At 38.5% G+C, this 15,907-nt stretch carries 19 protein-coding genes; 7 read left to right on the plus strand and 12 right to left on the minus strand.

Annotated features, from left to right (window positions below; genetic code table 11):
- Positions 1-52 precede the first annotated feature (52 nt).
- Together D0T56_RS08735 and D0T56_RS08740 are read right to left on the minus strand one after the other, a co-directional pair.
- Positions 53-379, minus strand: a complete 327-nt coding sequence (locus D0T56_RS08735) for a hypothetical protein (protein ID WP_163319765.1) — start codon at positions 377-379, stop codon at positions 53-55.
- Between the two features lie 154 nt (positions 380-533).
- The gene (locus D0T56_RS08740) at positions 534-2,054 is read right to left on the minus strand and encodes a glycosyl hydrolase (protein WP_163319766.1); all 1,521 of its coding nucleotides are present in this window, start codon (positions 2,052-2,054) and stop codon (positions 534-536) included.
- Between the two features lie 326 nt (positions 2,055-2,380).
- On the opposite strand from D0T56_RS08740, the gene D0T56_RS08745 reads away from it, so the two are divergent.
- Both D0T56_RS08745 and smpB read left to right on the plus strand, forming a co-directional pair.
- Positions 2,381-2,833 (plus strand): hypothetical protein, encoded by a 453-nt coding sequence (locus D0T56_RS08745; RefSeq protein WP_163319767.1) that lies wholly within the window; start codon positions 2,381-2,383, stop codon positions 2,831-2,833.
- Positions 2,833-3,291: an SsrA-binding protein gene (gene smpB / locus D0T56_RS08750; protein WP_163319768.1), complete on the plus strand. Its 459-nt coding sequence runs from the start codon at positions 2,833-2,835 to the stop codon at positions 3,289-3,291. The genes D0T56_RS08745 and smpB overlap by 1 nt, the downstream gene beginning before the upstream one ends.
- Positions 3,292-3,323: 32 nt before the next feature.
- Here smpB and D0T56_RS08755 read toward each other — a convergent pair whose 3' ends face one another.
- The 4 genes from D0T56_RS08755 to D0T56_RS08770 form a co-directional block, all read right to left on the minus strand.
- A complete protein-coding gene (locus tag D0T56_RS08755) occupies positions 3,324-3,974 on the minus strand; it encodes an inorganic pyrophosphatase (RefSeq protein ID WP_370458795.1) in 651 nt (216 codons plus the stop codon).
- A 267-nt stretch (positions 3,975-4,241) separates the two neighbouring features.
- Positions 4,242-4,850: a HEAT repeat domain-containing protein gene (locus tag D0T56_RS08760; protein ID WP_185153867.1), complete on the minus strand. Its 609-nt coding sequence runs from the start codon at positions 4,848-4,850 to the stop codon at positions 4,242-4,244.
- Between the two features lie 102 nt (positions 4,851-4,952).
- Positions 4,953-5,384, minus strand: coding sequence for a hypothetical protein (locus D0T56_RS08765; protein ID WP_163319769.1), 432 nt, complete (start codon positions 5,382-5,384; stop codon positions 4,953-4,955).
- Positions 5,385-5,525: 141 nt separating this feature from the next.
- Positions 5,526-6,134, minus strand: coding sequence for a HEAT repeat domain-containing protein (locus tag D0T56_RS08770; RefSeq protein WP_163319770.1), 609 nt, complete (start codon positions 6,132-6,134; stop codon positions 5,526-5,528).
- 235 nt (positions 6,135-6,369) lie between these two features.
- On the opposite strand from D0T56_RS08770, the gene D0T56_RS08775 reads away from it, so the two are divergent.
- The 3 genes from D0T56_RS08775 (at position 6,370) to D0T56_RS08785 (ending at position 8,758) form a co-directional block, all read left to right on the plus strand.
- The gene (locus D0T56_RS08775) at positions 6,370-7,428 is read left to right on the plus strand and encodes an outer membrane protein (protein ID WP_163319771.1); all 1,059 of its coding nucleotides are present in this window, start codon (positions 6,370-6,372) and stop codon (positions 7,426-7,428) included.
- Between the two features lie 186 nt (positions 7,429-7,614).
- Positions 7,615-8,397 carry a HipA family kinase gene (locus D0T56_RS08780; protein WP_163319772.1) on the plus strand — a complete coding sequence of 261 codons (783 nt, stop codon included), beginning with the start codon at positions 7,615-7,617 and terminating at the stop codon, positions 8,395-8,397.
- Positions 8,375-8,758: a DUF3037 domain-containing protein gene (locus D0T56_RS08785; protein ID WP_163319773.1), complete on the plus strand. Its 384-nt coding sequence runs from the start codon at positions 8,375-8,377 to the stop codon at positions 8,756-8,758. The genes D0T56_RS08780 and D0T56_RS08785 overlap by 23 nt, the downstream gene beginning before the upstream one ends.
- On the opposite strand, the gene D0T56_RS08790 is transcribed toward D0T56_RS08785, so the two are convergent.
- Positions 8,753-9,286 (minus strand): STM3941 family protein, encoded by a 534-nt coding sequence (locus tag D0T56_RS08790; protein WP_163319774.1) that lies wholly within the window; start codon positions 9,284-9,286, stop codon positions 8,753-8,755. The genes D0T56_RS08785 and D0T56_RS08790 overlap by 6 nt on opposite strands.
- A 311-nt stretch (positions 9,287-9,597) precedes the next feature.
- Here D0T56_RS08790 and D0T56_RS08795 point away from each other — a divergent pair, with 311 nt between their 5' ends.
- Complete coding sequence (locus D0T56_RS08795) at positions 9,598-9,972, plus strand: VOC family protein (RefSeq protein WP_163319775.1); 375 nt, start codon at positions 9,598-9,600, stop codon at positions 9,970-9,972.
- Positions 9,973-10,024: 52 nt separating this feature from the next.
- On the opposite strand, the gene D0T56_RS08800 is transcribed toward D0T56_RS08795, so the two are convergent.
- On the minus strand, positions 10,025-11,317 hold the full coding sequence (locus D0T56_RS08800) for an O-acetylhomoserine aminocarboxypropyltransferase/cysteine synthase family protein (RefSeq protein WP_163319776.1): 1,293 nt from the start codon (positions 11,315-11,317) through the stop codon (positions 10,025-10,027).
- A gap of 198 nt (positions 11,318-11,515) precedes the next feature.
- On the opposite strand from D0T56_RS08800, the gene D0T56_RS08805 reads away from it, so the two are divergent.
- Complete coding sequence (locus D0T56_RS08805; RefSeq protein ID WP_163319777.1) at positions 11,516-12,463, plus strand: alpha/beta hydrolase; 948 nt, start codon at positions 11,516-11,518, stop codon at positions 12,461-12,463.
- Here the strand turns inward: D0T56_RS08805 and D0T56_RS08810 are convergent, their stop codons facing one another.
- The 4 genes from D0T56_RS08810 to D0T56_RS08825 form a co-directional block, all read right to left on the minus strand.
- The gene (locus D0T56_RS08810; RefSeq protein ID WP_163319778.1) at positions 12,464-13,024 is read right to left on the minus strand and encodes a hypothetical protein; all 561 of its coding nucleotides are present in this window, start codon (positions 13,022-13,024) and stop codon (positions 12,464-12,466) included.
- A gap of 378 nt (positions 13,025-13,402) precedes the next feature.
- Positions 13,403-14,119, minus strand: coding sequence for a pirin family protein (locus tag D0T56_RS08815; RefSeq protein ID WP_163319779.1), 717 nt, complete (start codon positions 14,117-14,119; stop codon positions 13,403-13,405).
- 89 nt (positions 14,120-14,208) lie between these two features.
- Entirely contained in the window at positions 14,209-14,871 is a 663-nt protein-coding gene (locus D0T56_RS08820; RefSeq protein WP_163319780.1) for a YceI family protein, read from the minus strand.
- A gap of 133 nt (positions 14,872-15,004) precedes the next feature.
- Positions 15,005-15,787, minus strand: coding sequence for a hypothetical protein (locus tag D0T56_RS08825; RefSeq protein WP_163319781.1), 783 nt, complete (start codon positions 15,785-15,787; stop codon positions 15,005-15,007).
- Positions 15,788-15,907: the final 120 nt, after the last annotated feature.

A 15,907-nucleotide genomic window follows, 5' to 3' on the forward strand; every position in this document is an offset into this window, starting at 1 on the left:
AATGTCAAAGAGCAATTGGATTTATTTAATTCAAATTTTTAACGCATCAGTACTAATTTGCCATAATAGATACTGCAGCGGAAGTGGCCCAACCCACACAGGAACCCATATTGCCCTGATCTCCGGGGATGGGTAGAGGGTTGACTAGATAATGTGTAGTTGATGTTTCTGAGCCTCCGGGAGAGCCTCCTGGATCGATGTTGTCGTCATCCGGATCGAAGTTTGCTGCTTTGGTAGAATACCCTTCGTCTACTTTGGGATAACTGTCATACTCAGCCTTTGTAGCGGGTATAACACCACCCGGATGGTTTTGAGCATTTGCGAAATGGAAGCTAAAGCAGCTTAACAAAAAATAAATAATAAAAACATTTCTCTTCATAATTAAGTCTTTTAAAGTGGATATTATGCAAATATATCTAAAAATTTAATAATATAAAGTATTTTTTACTTAAAAAGTGACGTGGGTATGAAAAAAGGATAACTCCACGAGGGTGTTATCCTTAAAAAAATGTAGTAAAAGATTGTTATTTATATTATTTCTTCAGAAGAGACAAGGTTTTATTAGAGCCGTCTTCAATGTCAATTTTCACGAAATACATTCCGGATACTAAGTTGTTTATGTCTAGTTCTTTGGTCTTCGGTTTACTTATGAGTTTTTTTCCTTGAGGATTGTAAACCGTAACGAGAGTTGGAGTTTGCTCTCCACTAATGTTCAGGATGTCGGTAGCCGGATTTGGATAGATTGATATGTCTGCTATCTTGTTCTTGGAGATAGACGAATGGTTTGGAGAAAGCAGGTTCAGCCAGTTCAGTTTTATGTTGCCCGACGTAATTTTCAGGCGGATAGTATGTTTCCCCGGGGTGATGCTAAATGGATATTCCTGAGTTTGCCAATTGCTGAACTCATTGGTCGACTTGATTGTGAGGTCTGGCTTTTCGTTCCCATCTACTGACACTTTGCAAATAGCGTCAGATTCACAAGAAACTCTGAGTTGCAGCTTGCAATCTCCTGCATTTTCGGGAACGTTGATATTGTATTCTACCCATCTGTTGTCTCTGAAATCACAGATGTTCAGTTTGCCCGATTGGTCGTTGGTTGGCTCCAGTAATATGCTCGACTCCCAATGGTCGCTGTCGGGGATGTCGGCAATATTTGTTGAGGTGTAATGTTCGGCAGGAATCTGGCTGCTCACATTGAAATAGTGCGACTTGTCTTGAGACGACATGTTGACAAATACTTCTCCCAATTTGGTTAATTTGCCCGGCTTGTTATCTTCCAGCAGTTGCATGAAAGGCCACTTGTCATTTTCGTCGGTTCTAGGAATAAACCAAGCGTAACGATATACATCCTTGTCGTTTTCGAGATAGTTTAGGGCATTTACCATATATTCCAGTTGGTTTTCTTCGGGATTACCTTCAATTTCCCAGAAATTGTCCCATGCGCAAAACTCGGTCAGCCAGATGGGTTTTCCGTATTTTTTGAAACGGCCGATATACCACATCAGGGCAGATGGGTATGGCATGTAACAGTGAACCGCAATGTAGTCTACACGGCAATTGGGACACTCTTTGAAAAAATCGTCCAGATAGTTTATCGGGTCGTAATATGGTGCATCAGGACTGTAATTTACAGCTGGTCCCACCAGCTTTAATCCGAAATTGTCGGCTATTTTTTCCAGATCTTTCCATTTAGCGGCAGCTTGTTTGGGTGTCATGTTGGCCTGATTCACAAAGTTAGGTTCGTTGAAGCCAAGCAAGTATTTTACATTGGGGTGTGTTTTTAAATAATTTCTGATTGCAGCTTCGTTGTAGTCGCCGTTCCAAGCCATAGGCAAGAAGTCTATCCCGTTTTCTTCAATGGCATTGTTGGTACTGTTTTTTGGGGTTGAATCCCAATTGTAGAACCAAGATATTCCGTCCGATAAGGCAGCGATATCCTGATCGTAGGGGATGTTATACGAAACTCCTCGCTTGTAACTTTTTTGTTGCGCAAAGTTTTGCATCGGAATCAGTATGGTTAGAATACTTAAAGTTAAAAAATGTAATCTTTTCATGGTTTTAATAATGGCTATTTTGTATTTGTTTTTATATTGAGTTTTTGATGGGGATGGATGCTCAAAATTAGCATTGCGTGCAGGGGTGTCAAAATAATTTGTTTCTCAAAAACTCAACATTGCCGGATAAATACCACAACATTACTACTACATTGTGTTTGTTTGGTGTTGTTGTTTAGGCGTTTATGCGATTTTTTATTAAATTTGAAATGAATGGGAGGTGCGATTTGCAAAATAAATTGTTAAATAAAAAAAGAGTGATTACTAGGGCGTTGCATTTGTATTTTTCATAACTTCGCATTCCATAAATAAAACTTGTAATAGCTATGAGTAGAGATAAGAAGCAAGTAATAAAGAATATTATCGGTAAAGCTGTGGATAATTTGACAACAGATTATGCCGGTAGTTCGCTTACTGATGTTTTCATTGTTATAGATAGAGAAAGTGGCGAATTGTCAGTCTTTGACGATGAGGAAAATTGTGTAGCTAAAGATGTTGTATACAAATGGGTCGAAAATCCTGATGTTGATAGCGACATTACAAGTTCGGTCTATGCCCGTGATTTGAGAGAGGCTGTTGCGGAGATGGATGATGAGGGTAAATTTGAAACTTTAAATGTGTATACACCTTTTTCCATCAATCTGGCAGATGAGGACTTTTCTGTCTTGGAAGAGTTGCTTTTGGTTGAAGACGATTCTTTGGTGAGAATAGACAACAAGTTTATGGAGCGTATGGACAAGGAATTTGACGAATTTCTGGATAAACTTTTGAATGAATAATGGTTACGAAACTACCAAGCATAAATATAAAAAATAAGCGGGCAACTTTCGACTACGAGTTGCTCGATACATTTACTGCAGGAATAGTGCTTACGGGTACGGAAATCAAGTCTATCCGTTTAGGAAAAGCCAGTCTTGTAGATACTTATTGCATTTTAGAGAAAGGCGAATTGTGGGTGAAGAACATGAATATCTCCGAATATTTTTATGGTTCGTACAATAATCATAATGCCCGTCGTGATCGGAAACTTTTGCTTAACAGAAAGGAATTGAAGAAAATAGACCGTCTGGTGAAAGAAACAGGATACACCATAGTTCCCACACGATTGTTCATTTCCGACAAAGGATTGGCAAAACTGAATATTGCTGTTGCCCGAGGTAAAAAGCAATACGATAAGCGTCAATCGTTGAAAGAAAAAGATGATAAACGGATGATGGACAGACAGTTTAAAAAATAAAAAGCAAGTTTATTAAAACTTGCTTTTTATTTTTAGAGAGTAAACCCAAATTCTTCGTTATAATCTTCAATTGAGCGTGTTATCACTTCCCGTGCTATTTCCACGTCATACACATGAGTTAGAAGGCATTTGCGCTCATTTTCTCCGGGAATGTCCTTATACGTGGTGAAGTAATGTTTCAGACGCTCAATCACAAGGAAAGGCACATCGCTGATGTCTCGGTAGCCGCCGTAAATGGCGTCGTTTTCCAGTACTGCAATCAGTTTGTCGTCGGCTTGCCCGTGATCTATTAAGCGGAAACCACCTATCGGGCGGGCTTTCACAATTATATCTCCGTGAGTGATGTCTTTCTCTGTCAAAACGCAAATGTCGATAGGGTCACTGTCACCAACAATGTCGTGGCGTTGCAGGCGGGCATTGCTCAATTCGGCAACACGTTTTCCACTATATGTTTGCGGAAGAAAACCGTACAAGGCGGGAATTATGTTTGAGTATTTTTGCGGACGGTCTATCTTCAGGTAGCCGGTTTCCTTGTCAACCTCGTACTTCACTGTGTCGGTAGGTACAATCTCGATAAATGTTGTAACCACCTCCGGAGCATCCGGTCCTAGTTTGATACCGTGCCAAGGGTGAGCTTTAAATTTCCGACTCATCATAGAGTCTATAGAGTGTGGATTTCCCATTATTTTCTGAAATTTTATTCAAAGCTACGGCAATATTATCAAAATGCCAATATTAATAATCTTTTTTTGTATAGATGTGCAGCTTTTTCGTTAATGCCAATCAGTAGTTGAGATAGGTTGGTTTAAATTGTATAATATCTTTTCAGTAGGGGCGAAATATACCTGTTCTCTGGGGTTTGTAACCCCGGAGTTTTTATTTTCCGGATTTTAAATCCGGATAGTAGCCAAGCATGGGATTGCAAATCCCACGCGACGACAGTGGTACTTTCATCTTTCCTTTTTCATTCTTTCTTTTTCTATTTTCGTTAATGCATTTTTTGCATTCTTCCTATAATAAGGTTTTTCATGGTTAAGGAAAAGTTCTATTTTACTTTTTGCCTTCTCCGATTTCAGATTTCCTAAAGTAGTAATAATATGCCCTGTGATACTATTATCCCCCAATAGGGGGATGAGTACATCTTCAATGTCTGACTTCCTGGATTTTATCTTCGCCAACGCCAGAATGAACATTTGTCGGGAATAATCATTCCGTTTATCTTTCACAATTTCTAAAATGTGATCTACATCATCTTCCTGTATGATAACAGTAAAGGCATTACCTATGGCCCAGCAATAAGATAAATGATTGTACTTCATTTTTTTAAACTCGTTCAATAATGGCATATTTGCTATTCTTTTAGCTTCTTTTACAGTTAAGGACCTTACAATTCCTTCTTTTATACCTAAATGCTCATAATCATAATTTAGCAAATCTACTAATACCTGAATTGCCTGAGGATATCTCATTCGTGTGTTTACAAGGTCATCAATGCTGGAAACAATAATTCCAACTTCGGCTAATTTCTCAACAATTATTTTTTTATTTGTTATTATCATAATCTTAAAATTTTCTGGTTATTCAAAAAACTTGTATTGCATATTATATTTTCAGAAGTGGTTCAAATTTCCTACTAAGCAGACTGCATTAATTCCAAAAACTCATTCCAAAACAGGAGGATTCTTCTCAAATTCTTTCATATATCTATCAAAATCAAATTCATTTTTTATAGGATAATTGAATAGCAATATACATTCATCGGAATCATCCCTGTTATAAATTACTATATATTTTTCTCCTTTATAATCCTTTCCTGGAACAATTACTTCTCCATTCTTTTTTAGTGGAACTTTTGATGTTGTTTTTATATATTTTTCATTATCATAAAATGAAATAAATAAACTAGATCCTGTTTTCTGTGCATTACCAGAAGGATTATTATATTTATCTATTGTAGCAATGGCATAAGCTGGATCGTTGTGTATATTTCGTCTTATGCTTCGCCGATCGTATATAGACCCAAATACAATAAGAAATACAACTCCAAGCAATATCAACATTAATAAATATTCTTTTTTTATAGCATTTTTCATTTTTTTATGTTTTTATATACAGGTAGTGTTGGTTGCCCGTTCTCTGGGGTTTGTAACCTCGGAGTTATTATTCTCCGGATTTTAAATCCGGATAGTAGCCAAGCATGGGATTGTAAATCCCACGCAACGACAGTGGTACTTTCATCCTTCCTTTTTCATCCTTTCTTTTTCTATTTTCGTTAATGCATTTTTTGCATTCCTCCTATAATAAGGTTTTTCATGGTTAAGGAAAAGTTCTATTTTACTTTTTGCCTTCTCCGATTTCAGATTTCCTAAAGTAGTAATAATATGCCCTGTGATACTATTATCCCCCAATAGGGGGATGAGTACATCTTCAATGTCTGACTTCCTGGATTTTATCTTCGCCAACGCCAGAATGAACATTTGTCGGGAATAATCATTCCGTTTATCTTTCACAATTTCTAAAATGTGATCTACATCATCTTCCTGTATGATAACAGTAAAGGCATTACCTATGACCCAACAATATGACAAATCCTTAGACTTCATTTTCTCAAATTCCTCTAATAGTGGCTTATTGGCTATTCTTTTGGCTTCTTTTACAGTTAAGGATCTGGCTATAGCCTTTTTTACTCCCAAGTGTTCATAGTCATCGCAATTAAGTAGGTTTACCAATAGGGGTATTGCCTGAGGATATCTCATCCGTGTGTTTACAAGGTCATCAATGCTGGAAACAATAATTCCAACTTCGGCTAATTTCTCTACGATTATTTTATCTGTCAATTTCATACTCTCGATTTTTATGGCTGTTCCATCAACAAAGTAAGTATAAATAACAATACTTTCTTTTTTTAATGTATTTTTTGTTAATATATTTTTCGGAATTTTTAGGCGAAGGATATTCTTTCAAGCATTCCGATTCTGATGATAGTCATTGTTTTTTTTATTTTTTTTGAGTTTTATCTCTGTGTTTAACACAATTTAGTTCTATATTCGCAATGGAAATGTAAAACACAGAACAATAATGATATTCGATTACCGAAAATTATACCATGAAATTTTCAAAACTACTAAAATAAACGTCTTATTTTGTTTTCTTTTTGTTATTTCCTTTTCGGCTTGTTCGCCCCATATTGGAAGAACAATTACAAAAACATATTCGCCTCTTGACGAAGATTCCGATGTGGAAGTATTTTTCGATAAGAGCAGTATGCCACCGTCAGGTATTGAATCTTTAGGGGTGATAGATATAAAAGATGCAGGGGTATCAACGCTTTGCGATTCTGTCAGTGTATTGGATTATATAAAAAAGGAAGCCCGCCAGATAGGAGGAGACATAATATTTATAAGCAGACATAATAAGCCGGAACTTTGGGGAAATGGTTGTCACGAGATGAAAGGTGTCATATTCAGGACAATAGATGGCATGTCGGGTTTAGATCAGGATTCAACGAATAATATAACGAAAAGATACACCGAATCTAACGAAAGGAAGTTGCCCCGTTTTAAGGTGGCTGCAAGTGCAGGTTATGGTTGGAGAACGGCGGAGCTGGCAGCTGATATAGATCATAGTCAACGAAGTTTTTGTGAAAAATTGATGCATGCTCCCGTTTGGGATGCTTCCGTAAACTATTATTTTTGCGATTTCTGGGGATTAGGACTCATGTATTCAGCCTTTTCGGCTACGGCCGATGGTTCGGTAGGAGGGTTGAAGGGCAAGGGCAAAAGTCTCATAACTTTTGCCGGACCTGCATTTTCCATAAGATCTGCTTTGCACCCGAAATGGATTCTTGAGGGTAGTTTTGGTGTTGGTTATTTGGGTTATAAATTGAATCTTGATTTTCCCGAACATGAAGAAAAGTATACAGGTGCAACCGTGGGGATACAATATTCGCTGGGAACAGAATACAAATTCAATAAAAACTGGGGATTAGGTCTGAATCTCATCGGAATTGGTGGTGCCTTGAGCAAGATGAAAAAAAATGAAAACGGAGATAAATCTACAATAAAATTTGACGATAAAGAGATGGAGGGCCTTCAAGGCATCCGACTAAGTATGGGTATACGTTACTACATACATTGAGGACCCGTGGTGCATTTAGGACTTTGATATAAACTCATTTATTATAAGATTCGTATCGGTTTTGTCATTTTGAACGAAGTGAAAAATCTGTGTGTTTTCAATCCAGATCCTTCGTTTTACTCAGGATGACAATATAAATATGTATTATCTTTGTTGTATCTTTACTTTTCCATTCAGGAAAAGATTATGAACTTACGTACTGTTAATGTTATAAGATATGTTACTCCTTTGCGCGAGGGAGGCTCTTTGCCTGCGTTGGCTGATGCTGACGACGGGTTCAAGTATGTCGTGAAATTCAGAGGAGGCGGGCACGGAACAAAAATGTTGGTGTCGGAACTTGTTGGAGGTTTGGTTGCTTCGCTGCTTGGATTCAGGGTTCCTGAGTTGGTGTTTATAAATCTGGACGAGGCTTTTGGACGTACGGAGGGTGACGAAGAAATTCAAGACCTATTGCAGGCAAGCCGGGGACTCAATCTGGGGCTGCATTTTTTGTCCGGGGCATTCGCTTACGATCCTGTGGTTACGAGTGTTGATGCTGAAACCGCTTCCCGTATTGTATGGCTGGATGCTTTTCTGACCAATGTAGACCGCACTATCCGTAACACAAATATGCTGATGTGGCATAAAGAATTGTGGCTGATAGATCATGGAGCGTCGCTCTATTTTCATCACTCGTGGCAAGGGTGGGAGAGGTATGCGCAAACTCCGTTTGCACAGGTCAAAGATCATGTGTTGTTGCCCTTTGCCGATGAAATGGATAAGGCTGACGAGTATTTGAAAAAACTGCTCACGGACGATAAAATCAGGGAGGTTGTAGATTCAATTCCCGAAGATTGGCTGAATTGGGATAATGAAGAAGAATCGAAGGAAGATATTCGTGAAGTCTACTATAAATTTCTGACAACAAGAAGAGATAGTTCCTGTAACTTTGTAAAAGAAGCGCAAGATGCAAGGAAAACATTTATATGAATATGCGGTTGTACGCCTTGTACCCAAAGTTGAGAGGGAAGAGTTTATGAATGTAGGACTTATCCTTTTTTCTAAACGTGTTGGATTTATCAAAATGCTGTATGAGGTTGATAAGGAAAAGTTGAAGGTGTTTTCTCCTGATACGGATTTGGATGAGGTTTACTCCAATTTGGAGGCTTTCGAGAAAATATGCCTGGGCGTTGAAGACGGAGGAGCGATTGCCCGTTTGGATGTGCCGGAGCGTTTCAGATGGTTGACCGCCATGAAAAGTTCGTGCATACAGACATCTCGTCCGCATCCCGGATTTTCGGACGATCTGGAAAAGACTACCCGATTGTTGTTCGAAGAATTGGTTTTATAGGCAAGAATCTTTTTTCTTACGTTTTTCTAATTCGCTGATAAGAAGTTTTTCCAATTCATTGCTTTTGCAGTTGAGGTTTCTGGGTGTTATTGAAAGAGGTGTTCCGCACAAAGCCATATTGCTTTCCATTGTTTTGCGTTTCAGTCCGCTCACACGATTCAGATATTTTGCAGGTAAAGAAACATCAATGAGCAGTATCTTTGTTGACATTATATTAACCTGGCGTATTGTTTCTATATCTTTCCATTCAATCAGTCCGACAGTGGAAACGCTGCTGTTGTCGATAATTCCCATATCGTCGATAATAAGTCCCGCCTGTTTATCAAACAGCTTTGTGATATATATAACAGTAGTGAAACCAAAAAATATGGTTCCGACTATTCCTGCGATTTTTACAAAAATGGAATTATAATATGTTTGCTGATCTGCAGTTAAAAATAGCCACAAACTGACAATAACAAACAGCACAGATAGTGTTATCAATAAAATAATCCTCCTTTTGCTAAGAGGGATTTGTATGGTATTCATTTTTCGTTGTTTGATTCTCCTTTTTCAATTAAGAAAATATCAGTCACCATCAAAAGTTAACTCAATATTCTGATAATTTTCAGCAAAGATATTAGAAAAATAATCATCATACATGTTTGCATCCGGATTTTTTTTCAGAAATTCTTCTTCAAAGTCACAATAAGCGTTTTTGTAGGGGTAAGCCTTTGGTTTGCCCGAATGGTAGGGGTTGTATGTGCTTGCTTTGTGTCCGTTTTTTACAAGTTTTTGCTCTTAATACCTCCTACTTTTGTAGTGTTATCAGTAAAAAACAGTCATAAAAAAGAAAAAACATGAAAAGATTAGTAGCATTTTTCGAAATTCCTTGCGAAAATTTCAGCAGGGCAATCAAATTTTATCAAACGGTATTTGATATCGAAATGAGTTCTTTCGAGTGCGAAACGGAGAAAATGGCATTTTTCCCGTCCGACGAAGAAGATGGCAAATCGCCGGGAGCAATATCTTGGGCTCCGGACTTCAAGCCATCGGGAAAAGGAGTCCTTGTAAGTTTAAATTGTGTAGATATGGAGGCTACAACTTCTCTTATCGAGCAAGTGGGTGGACGGATTGTTATTCCCAAAACAAAGATAGAGGCGGACGACAGAGGTTATTTTTCCGTTTTCGAAGATTGTGAAGGTAATCAGATCGGTTTATATTCCGATAAGTAGATCGAAAAACAGGTTGCATTTTTTACGGGTGCAACCTGTTTTCTTATTTGTTTCATTTTACATCTTCCAATGCTTGTTCAATATCATTGATGATGTCGTTAACATTCTCTATCCCAACAGAAAGGCGGATAAGATCGGGAGCCACTCCGGCAGAAATAAGCTGCTCGTCGCTCAGCTGCCTGTGAGTATGGCTTGCAGGATGAAGAACGCAGGTGCGGGCATCGGCAACGTGCGTAACAATAGCCACTAGCTTAAGGCTATCCATGAAACGCACCGATTCATCCCTACCACCTTTTATGCCGAAGGTCATGACACCGCAAGCGCCATTCGGAAGATATTTCTCAGACAATTCGTAATACTTATTATCCTCTAGTTTAGGATAATGCACCCATGCCACTTTGGGGTGCGATTGCAGGTATTGTGCCACTTTCAAAGCATTTTCGCAATGACGGGGCACACGTAGGTGCAAAGTTTCAAGTCCGAGATTCAGCAGGAATGCGTTTTGTGGCGATTGGGCAGAACCTAGGTCACGCATCAGTTGAACAACAGCTTTGGTTATGTATGCACCTTTTCCAAAGGCTTTGGTGTAAGTCAGTCCGTGATACGACTCGTCGGGTTGCGTCAATCCTGGAAATTTATCTGCGTATGCTTCCCAGTCGAAGTTTCCACTGTCAACAATTGCGCCTCCTACTGCTGCTGCATGTCCATCCATGTATTTGGTGGTGGAGTGTATAATTATATCTGCCCCCCATTGGAAAGGACGGCAATTGATAGGCGTTGGGAAAGTATTGTCTACAATCAGAGGAACCCCGTGACTGTGTGCTATCCGAGCAAACTTTTCAATGTCAAGAACATTCATTGCCGGATTGGAGATGGTTTCGGCAAACAAGGCTTTAGTGTTTGGCTGAAAGGCCTTGCTTATTTCTTCTTCCGACGCATCCTGATCTATGAAGGTTACATCTATTCCTAATTTTTTCATCGTTACGGCAAACAAATTGTAAGTTCCTCCGTAGATAGTTGAAGCACTGACAAAATGATCGCCGGCCGAGCAAATGTTGAACAGTGCGTAGAAAGAAGCCGCCTGTCCCGATGAAGTTAACATGCCGGCAACGCCGCCTTCGAGCTGTGTAATTTTGTCTGCTACGGCATCGTTCGTAGGGTTTTGTAGCCGTGTATAAAAATACCCGCTTTCCTCCAGATCGAAAAGTTTGCCCATTTGCTCGCTTGTTTCGTATTTGAAGGTTGTACTCTGATAGATAGGCAATACTCTGGGTTCTCCTTTTTTGGGTGTCCAGCCTGCCTGAACACAGATTGTTTCAATATTTTTCTTATTTTCTTTCGACATAACAGTATTTATTTTAGAAATAGAGTACGAATATAGATTAGTTTTTTTATACAGAGACTAAAATTGTGTAATAAATTTAACTATTTTTACACGACAAATTCTTTTCGGGCGTAAAAATTTTATGCCCCTGCCATTCGGGTAGACCAGAAGCTTGCCCCAGCATCAAATGAAGTATTATTTATCTATAAGAAAAAAATTATGAAAAGAAATATACTACTGACTGTCATTTTGCTTTTTATATTGTCTGTATCGGCTCAACAGCCTGAAAAGCAAACGTTCGTCTATGCGGTAAAGGGCGGTGATACGTTGAGGTTGGATAAATACGAAATAGCTTCAGCTAAAGATAAGAAACCTTGTGTGATTTTTATGTTTGGCGGAGGTTTCTCGACCGGGACGAGGAACGATGACCGTTACGTGCCTTACTTTAAGAGCCTTACCGATCTGGGTTATGTTGTGGTTTCCATTGATTATAGGTTGGGACTGAAAAATCCTAAATTTGATGAGGGTGGAGATGTGATGTCGGTTGTCGGTCTATTCAATAATGCTATATCTATGTCGGTTGAGGATTTGTACGATGCAACTAATTATGTGATAAAAAACTCACACGACTGGAATGTAGACCAGACTAGAATTGTGGTCTGTGGGTCGAGTGCGGGTGCGGTAGCCGTTCTTCATGCTGAGTATGATATCTGTAATTCGTCTGAATTGTCGAATGTTCTTCCCGATGGATTTAATTATGCAGGCATTATCTCTTTTGCCGGAGCAATATTCAGCATGCAGGGCGAATTGGCTTGGAAATCGAAACCTGCTCCGATGCTGTTGTTTCATGGCGATGCTGACAGCAATGTACCTTACAACAAGTTAGAGATGGGGCCTTTGGGATTCTATGGCTCTAAGTATATTGCCGGGCAATTGAATGAGATGAAATCTGCATACTATTTTTACAATGTGGAAAATGCAGCACATGAAATTGCTATTACTCCTATGACTGAGAATTTGATGGAAATAGAATCTTTTTTGAACAAATGTGTCGCAAAGAAACAACCTCTTATGATAGAATTGAGGGTGCAAGAAATAGGAAAACCTGTGCTGAACAAAGATTTTGAGATTCTGGATTATATAAAATCAAATTTTGCTCCGCATTGATTATCTGAATCTGTTTATATTGTAATAGATCGTATCGCCACTTATTTCATAAAGGGGTAGCAGGTTTTTTTCTAAGTCTTTATATTTTTCGTAATATCTACTGCTTTTAGGGATTAAGACCTTTACATCCTTGATAGTGCCGTTTTTATAATATTCGAATGTGTTTTTGTTCCATTCTCGTTTTTTTCTTTTCGATTTCATAATATCATCATTCCATTTCATTTCGTTGCTGAAAAGGACGTAGATGATACTGTAATCGGAATTGTTGCTGATTAGTCGAGCCAGATGTCTTCTGCTATATACATAAAGATACATGCCTTGTATATTGCCTGTTTCGGAATTGATATTGTAGTCAACATCTTTTATCGGCATTTGCAAGTCGTTAGATATATCCTCCAGAGTTTTACCCTTATACAGGTCGGCTCTATCCATGAAATTGTAGACAACAAAAGCCGTGGTGTCGTAGTTCAGTGCAGCCAATGTTTTATATGGCAATTGGGTTTGGGCACAAGGAACCAAAAACGAGAAAACAGAAAATAAAAGGAAAGTTAACTTTTTCATAATCAAGAGATATTTGCCGGGTTAATATTCAATCTCCCAATAAAGGTTATGTTTCAAAGTTAACAAATTATATCGGTATTTGATACTATTTTGTGCAATAAACCCGTAGTGCATTTAAGAGTTTGATGTTAACTCATTTATTATAAGATTTATATCCGCTTTGTCATTTTGAACGAAGTGAAAAATCTGTGTATTTCAATCCAGATCCTTCGTTTTACTCAGGATGACAATGCAAATATATATTATTTTTCAGCTAGTTATCTTTTATTTTCTAAATGCACTACGGGTGTAATAAATGAAAAAGAAGAAGCCCTGTCTAACTATATAAACAGAACTTCTTCAGGAAAATATAATTGAGTCAATAACCGAGTCGATTGTTTAAAATTCCATAGGAACTTCTATCAACAATATCTGAGCATCGTCAGACAGAGCCTTGAGGTTTATGGAGTCTGTTTCCCAAATACCGATGGCATCACGTTTATCCAACTCTGTGCCCGAAACATTAAACTTACCCTCTATCACCATCACAAATACACCGTTGCCTTTGTCTTTCAGAGCGTAGTCGATACTTACATTCTTGTCGAACATTCCGATGTTGAACCACGCATTCTGATGTATCCACAAAGAATGATCGGTGGGGGTTGGTGTTACTATTTCAGATAGCTTATTCCTATGTTCCGGAAAATCCATTTTCTTCTGTTCGTATCTGGGCTTCACATCATTTTTGTTCGGAAATACCCAGATCTGGAAAAAGTTGACAGGTTTGTCATGATAAGCATTAAACTCACTGTGGAGGACACCTGTGCCGGCACTCATCACCTGCACTTCTCCTTCGTGTATGATGCCTCCGTTTCCCATGCTGTCGCCATGCTTCAAGCCACCTTTAAGGGGTATGGATACTATTTCCATATTGTCGTGAGGATGCGTGCCAAAGCCTTTGCCTCCTTCCACTATATCGTCGTTAACTACACGCAATGCCCCGAAATTAATCCTGTCAGGATCGTAGTAATTGGCAAAGCTAAAGGTGTGGTGTGTATCGAGCCAACCATGATTGGCATGACCACGAGTGTTTGCTTTATATAAAACAGTTCTCATTTTTTCTGATCCTTTCTTTTTGTTTATTAACAACGGCTCCGGTATAATCATCCAAAGCCGTTTTCCATTGAAATTTGTAAACGAAAAACTTATTGTAAGGCTTTTGCCTCGATCGTAATTTGTAATTCTATATCGTCGTTGATAAAATTATCTTTCAGTTCCGAGAACAATGACTTAGAACCATATTTAACATTCCATTGAGTGCGGTCGATAGAAAAAGGAACCGATACGGCTTTGTATATCTCACCCTCTTTGTTAATCTTTGCACCGAACGAAATATTTTTTTCAACATCCTTCATCTTAAGGTTTCCACTGATCGTATAGTTTACCGAATCGGATGGCGTTGCCGATTTTTCAATTTTGGTAATCGTAAACTTGCTTTGCGGATATTTTGCCACTTCAAAAAAATCTTCACTTTTCAGGTGGTCGACAAGCATTTTATTCATTTTAGCGTCTGTCAGGTCTTCATTCACAATGCTGTTCATGTCGATGGTGAAAGAACCAGCTGTTGCTTCTTCTCCATTCACGGTTAATGTTCCCTCGCTTATTTTTATAATTCCGGAGTGGCTTCCTCCCGGTTTGAACCCTGTCCAACGAATGACGGACGCTGTGGTATCTACTACCAATACTTGGCCTTCACCCGTTGCCGCTGCTTGCGCGTCAGTACCATCTACTTTGTTACGGCCTGTGTTGCCACAAGCAGTTGCCAGTAGGAAAATAGAAAATAATAATGTGTATACTCTCGATTTCATAATTTTTCCAGTTTAATTTTTTTTAATCATTGATTATATAACAACCGATGGTGCGCATTGTTTAACTGAAAATAAAAATCCCGCCTCGAACTCGTTCGTGACAGGATTTAAGCGAGGGGGGAATATGAAACGATTACAAACTATCTTTTGTCAATTCTATTTCAGCGAATAGGCTTCCGTCTTTTTTCTTGTAAATATATTTTATTCCAATATTATTGTCGATCAGGGCCTTCATGCCCGGATTAGATTTCACCATTTGCTTCACTCCTGCTTGAGTATTTCTTTTAAAGTCTTCTTGCGATATGCCATTTATTATGGCTTCGGGCAATTCGGCTACGGTAGCCATTGTTTTTCCTTCGGCATAACATTCCAGTATGACGATACCTGTGTTGGGCTCAGTCATCGGTAATTGGCTTTTTAGCGCATCGACAGAGGCTTGCAATAGTCCTTCCGCATTGTCTTCTATCGAAGCAGTAGGGTCTATGTTTTCAAGGGTTTCTGTTGGATTGTTATATTGATCGGGTGTAATTATAATTTCGTTGGACGTTTTGTTATCTGCCGATTTAACGGAAAAGATGAATGTAACACCTAAAGCGGTAAGTTCTTTCATCTCAGGAGAGTTGTTTAGCGCTTGTATCATCATGGGGCGGACGAGCTTGTCCAGCATATTTGCGGCTACATCAGCCGCTACCTGATTTATGGCTGTCATTGTCATATTGAATTTGACTCTTTTCTCAGGTAGAGATTCAACATTAACCAATGTTGTAGATTGATTGAAGCTGACAGGGCAATCTTTGTTCATCAGCTCTACAAATTCGTCGATTTTTGCTTGTTCATTTCTTTTGCATTGAGTGAATGTCAGTCCTGATACAGTTACGATCAGGAGTAAACATAGTGTTGAAATTTTGTGTTTCATTTGAAGTTGTTTTGTTCTATATGATATTCAAAGGTATAAAAAACTTTCTGATATATGTTTATGGATTTTTTCGGCATCAATACTCATAATTTATATAAATATTGTTTATTTTTATCAATC

Source organism: Dysgonomonas sp. 520 (assembly GCF_010501095.1).
In the GTDB taxonomy this organism is placed as follows: domain Bacteria; phylum Bacteroidota; class Bacteroidia; order Bacteroidales; family Dysgonomonadaceae; genus QVMP01.

Excerpts from the sequence above, each read along its gene's own strand:
- D0T56_RS08735 (WP_163319765.1), bottom strand. The coding sequence starts at position 379 with ATGAAGAGAAATGTTTTTATTATTTATTTTTTGTTAAGCTGCTTTAGC.
- D0T56_RS08740 (WP_163319766.1), bottom strand. The coding sequence starts at position 2,054 with ATGAAAAGATTACATTTTTTAACTTTAAGTATTCTAACCATACTGATT.
- D0T56_RS08745 (WP_163319767.1), top strand. The coding sequence starts at position 2,381 with ATGAGTAGAGATAAGAAGCAAGTAATAAAGAATATTATCGGTAAAGCT.
- smpB (WP_163319768.1), top strand. The coding sequence starts at position 2,833 with ATGGTTACGAAACTACCAAGCATAAATATAAAAAATAAGCGGGCAACT.
- D0T56_RS08755 (WP_370458795.1), bottom strand. The coding sequence starts at position 3,974 with ATGGGAAATCCACACTCTATAGACTCTATGATGAGTCGGAAATTTAAA.
- D0T56_RS08760 (WP_185153867.1), bottom strand. The coding sequence starts at position 4,850 with ATGATAATAACAAATAAAAAAATAATTGTTGAGAAATTAGCCGAAGTT.
- D0T56_RS08765 (WP_163319769.1), bottom strand. The coding sequence starts at position 5,384 with ATGAAAAATGCTATAAAAAAAGAATATTTATTAATGTTGATATTGCTT.
- D0T56_RS08770 (WP_163319770.1), bottom strand. The coding sequence starts at position 6,134 with ATGAAATTGACAGATAAAATAATCGTAGAGAAATTAGCCGAAGTTGGA.
- D0T56_RS08775 (WP_163319771.1), top strand. The coding sequence starts at position 6,370 with ATGATATTCGATTACCGAAAATTATACCATGAAATTTTCAAAACTACT.
- D0T56_RS08780 (WP_163319772.1), top strand. The coding sequence starts at position 7,615 with ATGAACTTACGTACTGTTAATGTTATAAGATATGTTACTCCTTTGCGC.
- D0T56_RS08785 (WP_163319773.1), top strand. The coding sequence starts at position 8,375 with ATGCAAGGAAAACATTTATATGAATATGCGGTTGTACGCCTTGTACCC.
- D0T56_RS08790 (WP_163319774.1), bottom strand. The coding sequence starts at position 9,286 with ATGAATACCATACAAATCCCTCTTAGCAAAAGGAGGATTATTTTATTG.
- D0T56_RS08795 (WP_163319775.1), top strand. The coding sequence starts at position 9,598 with ATGAAAAGATTAGTAGCATTTTTCGAAATTCCTTGCGAAAATTTCAGC.
- D0T56_RS08800 (WP_163319776.1), bottom strand. The coding sequence starts at position 11,317 with ATGTCGAAAGAAAATAAGAAAAATATTGAAACAATCTGTGTTCAGGCA.
- D0T56_RS08805 (WP_163319777.1), top strand. The coding sequence starts at position 11,516 with ATGAAAAGAAATATACTACTGACTGTCATTTTGCTTTTTATATTGTCT.
- D0T56_RS08810 (WP_163319778.1), bottom strand. The coding sequence starts at position 13,024 with ATGAAAAAGTTAACTTTCCTTTTATTTTCTGTTTTCTCGTTTTTGGTT.
- D0T56_RS08815 (WP_163319779.1), bottom strand. The coding sequence starts at position 14,119 with ATGAGAACTGTTTTATATAAAGCAAACACTCGTGGTCATGCCAATCAT.
- D0T56_RS08820 (WP_163319780.1), bottom strand. The coding sequence starts at position 14,871 with ATGAAATCGAGAGTATACACATTATTATTTTCTATTTTCCTACTGGCA.
- D0T56_RS08825 (WP_163319781.1), bottom strand. The coding sequence starts at position 15,787 with ATGAAACACAAAATTTCAACACTATGTTTACTCCTGATCGTAACTGTA.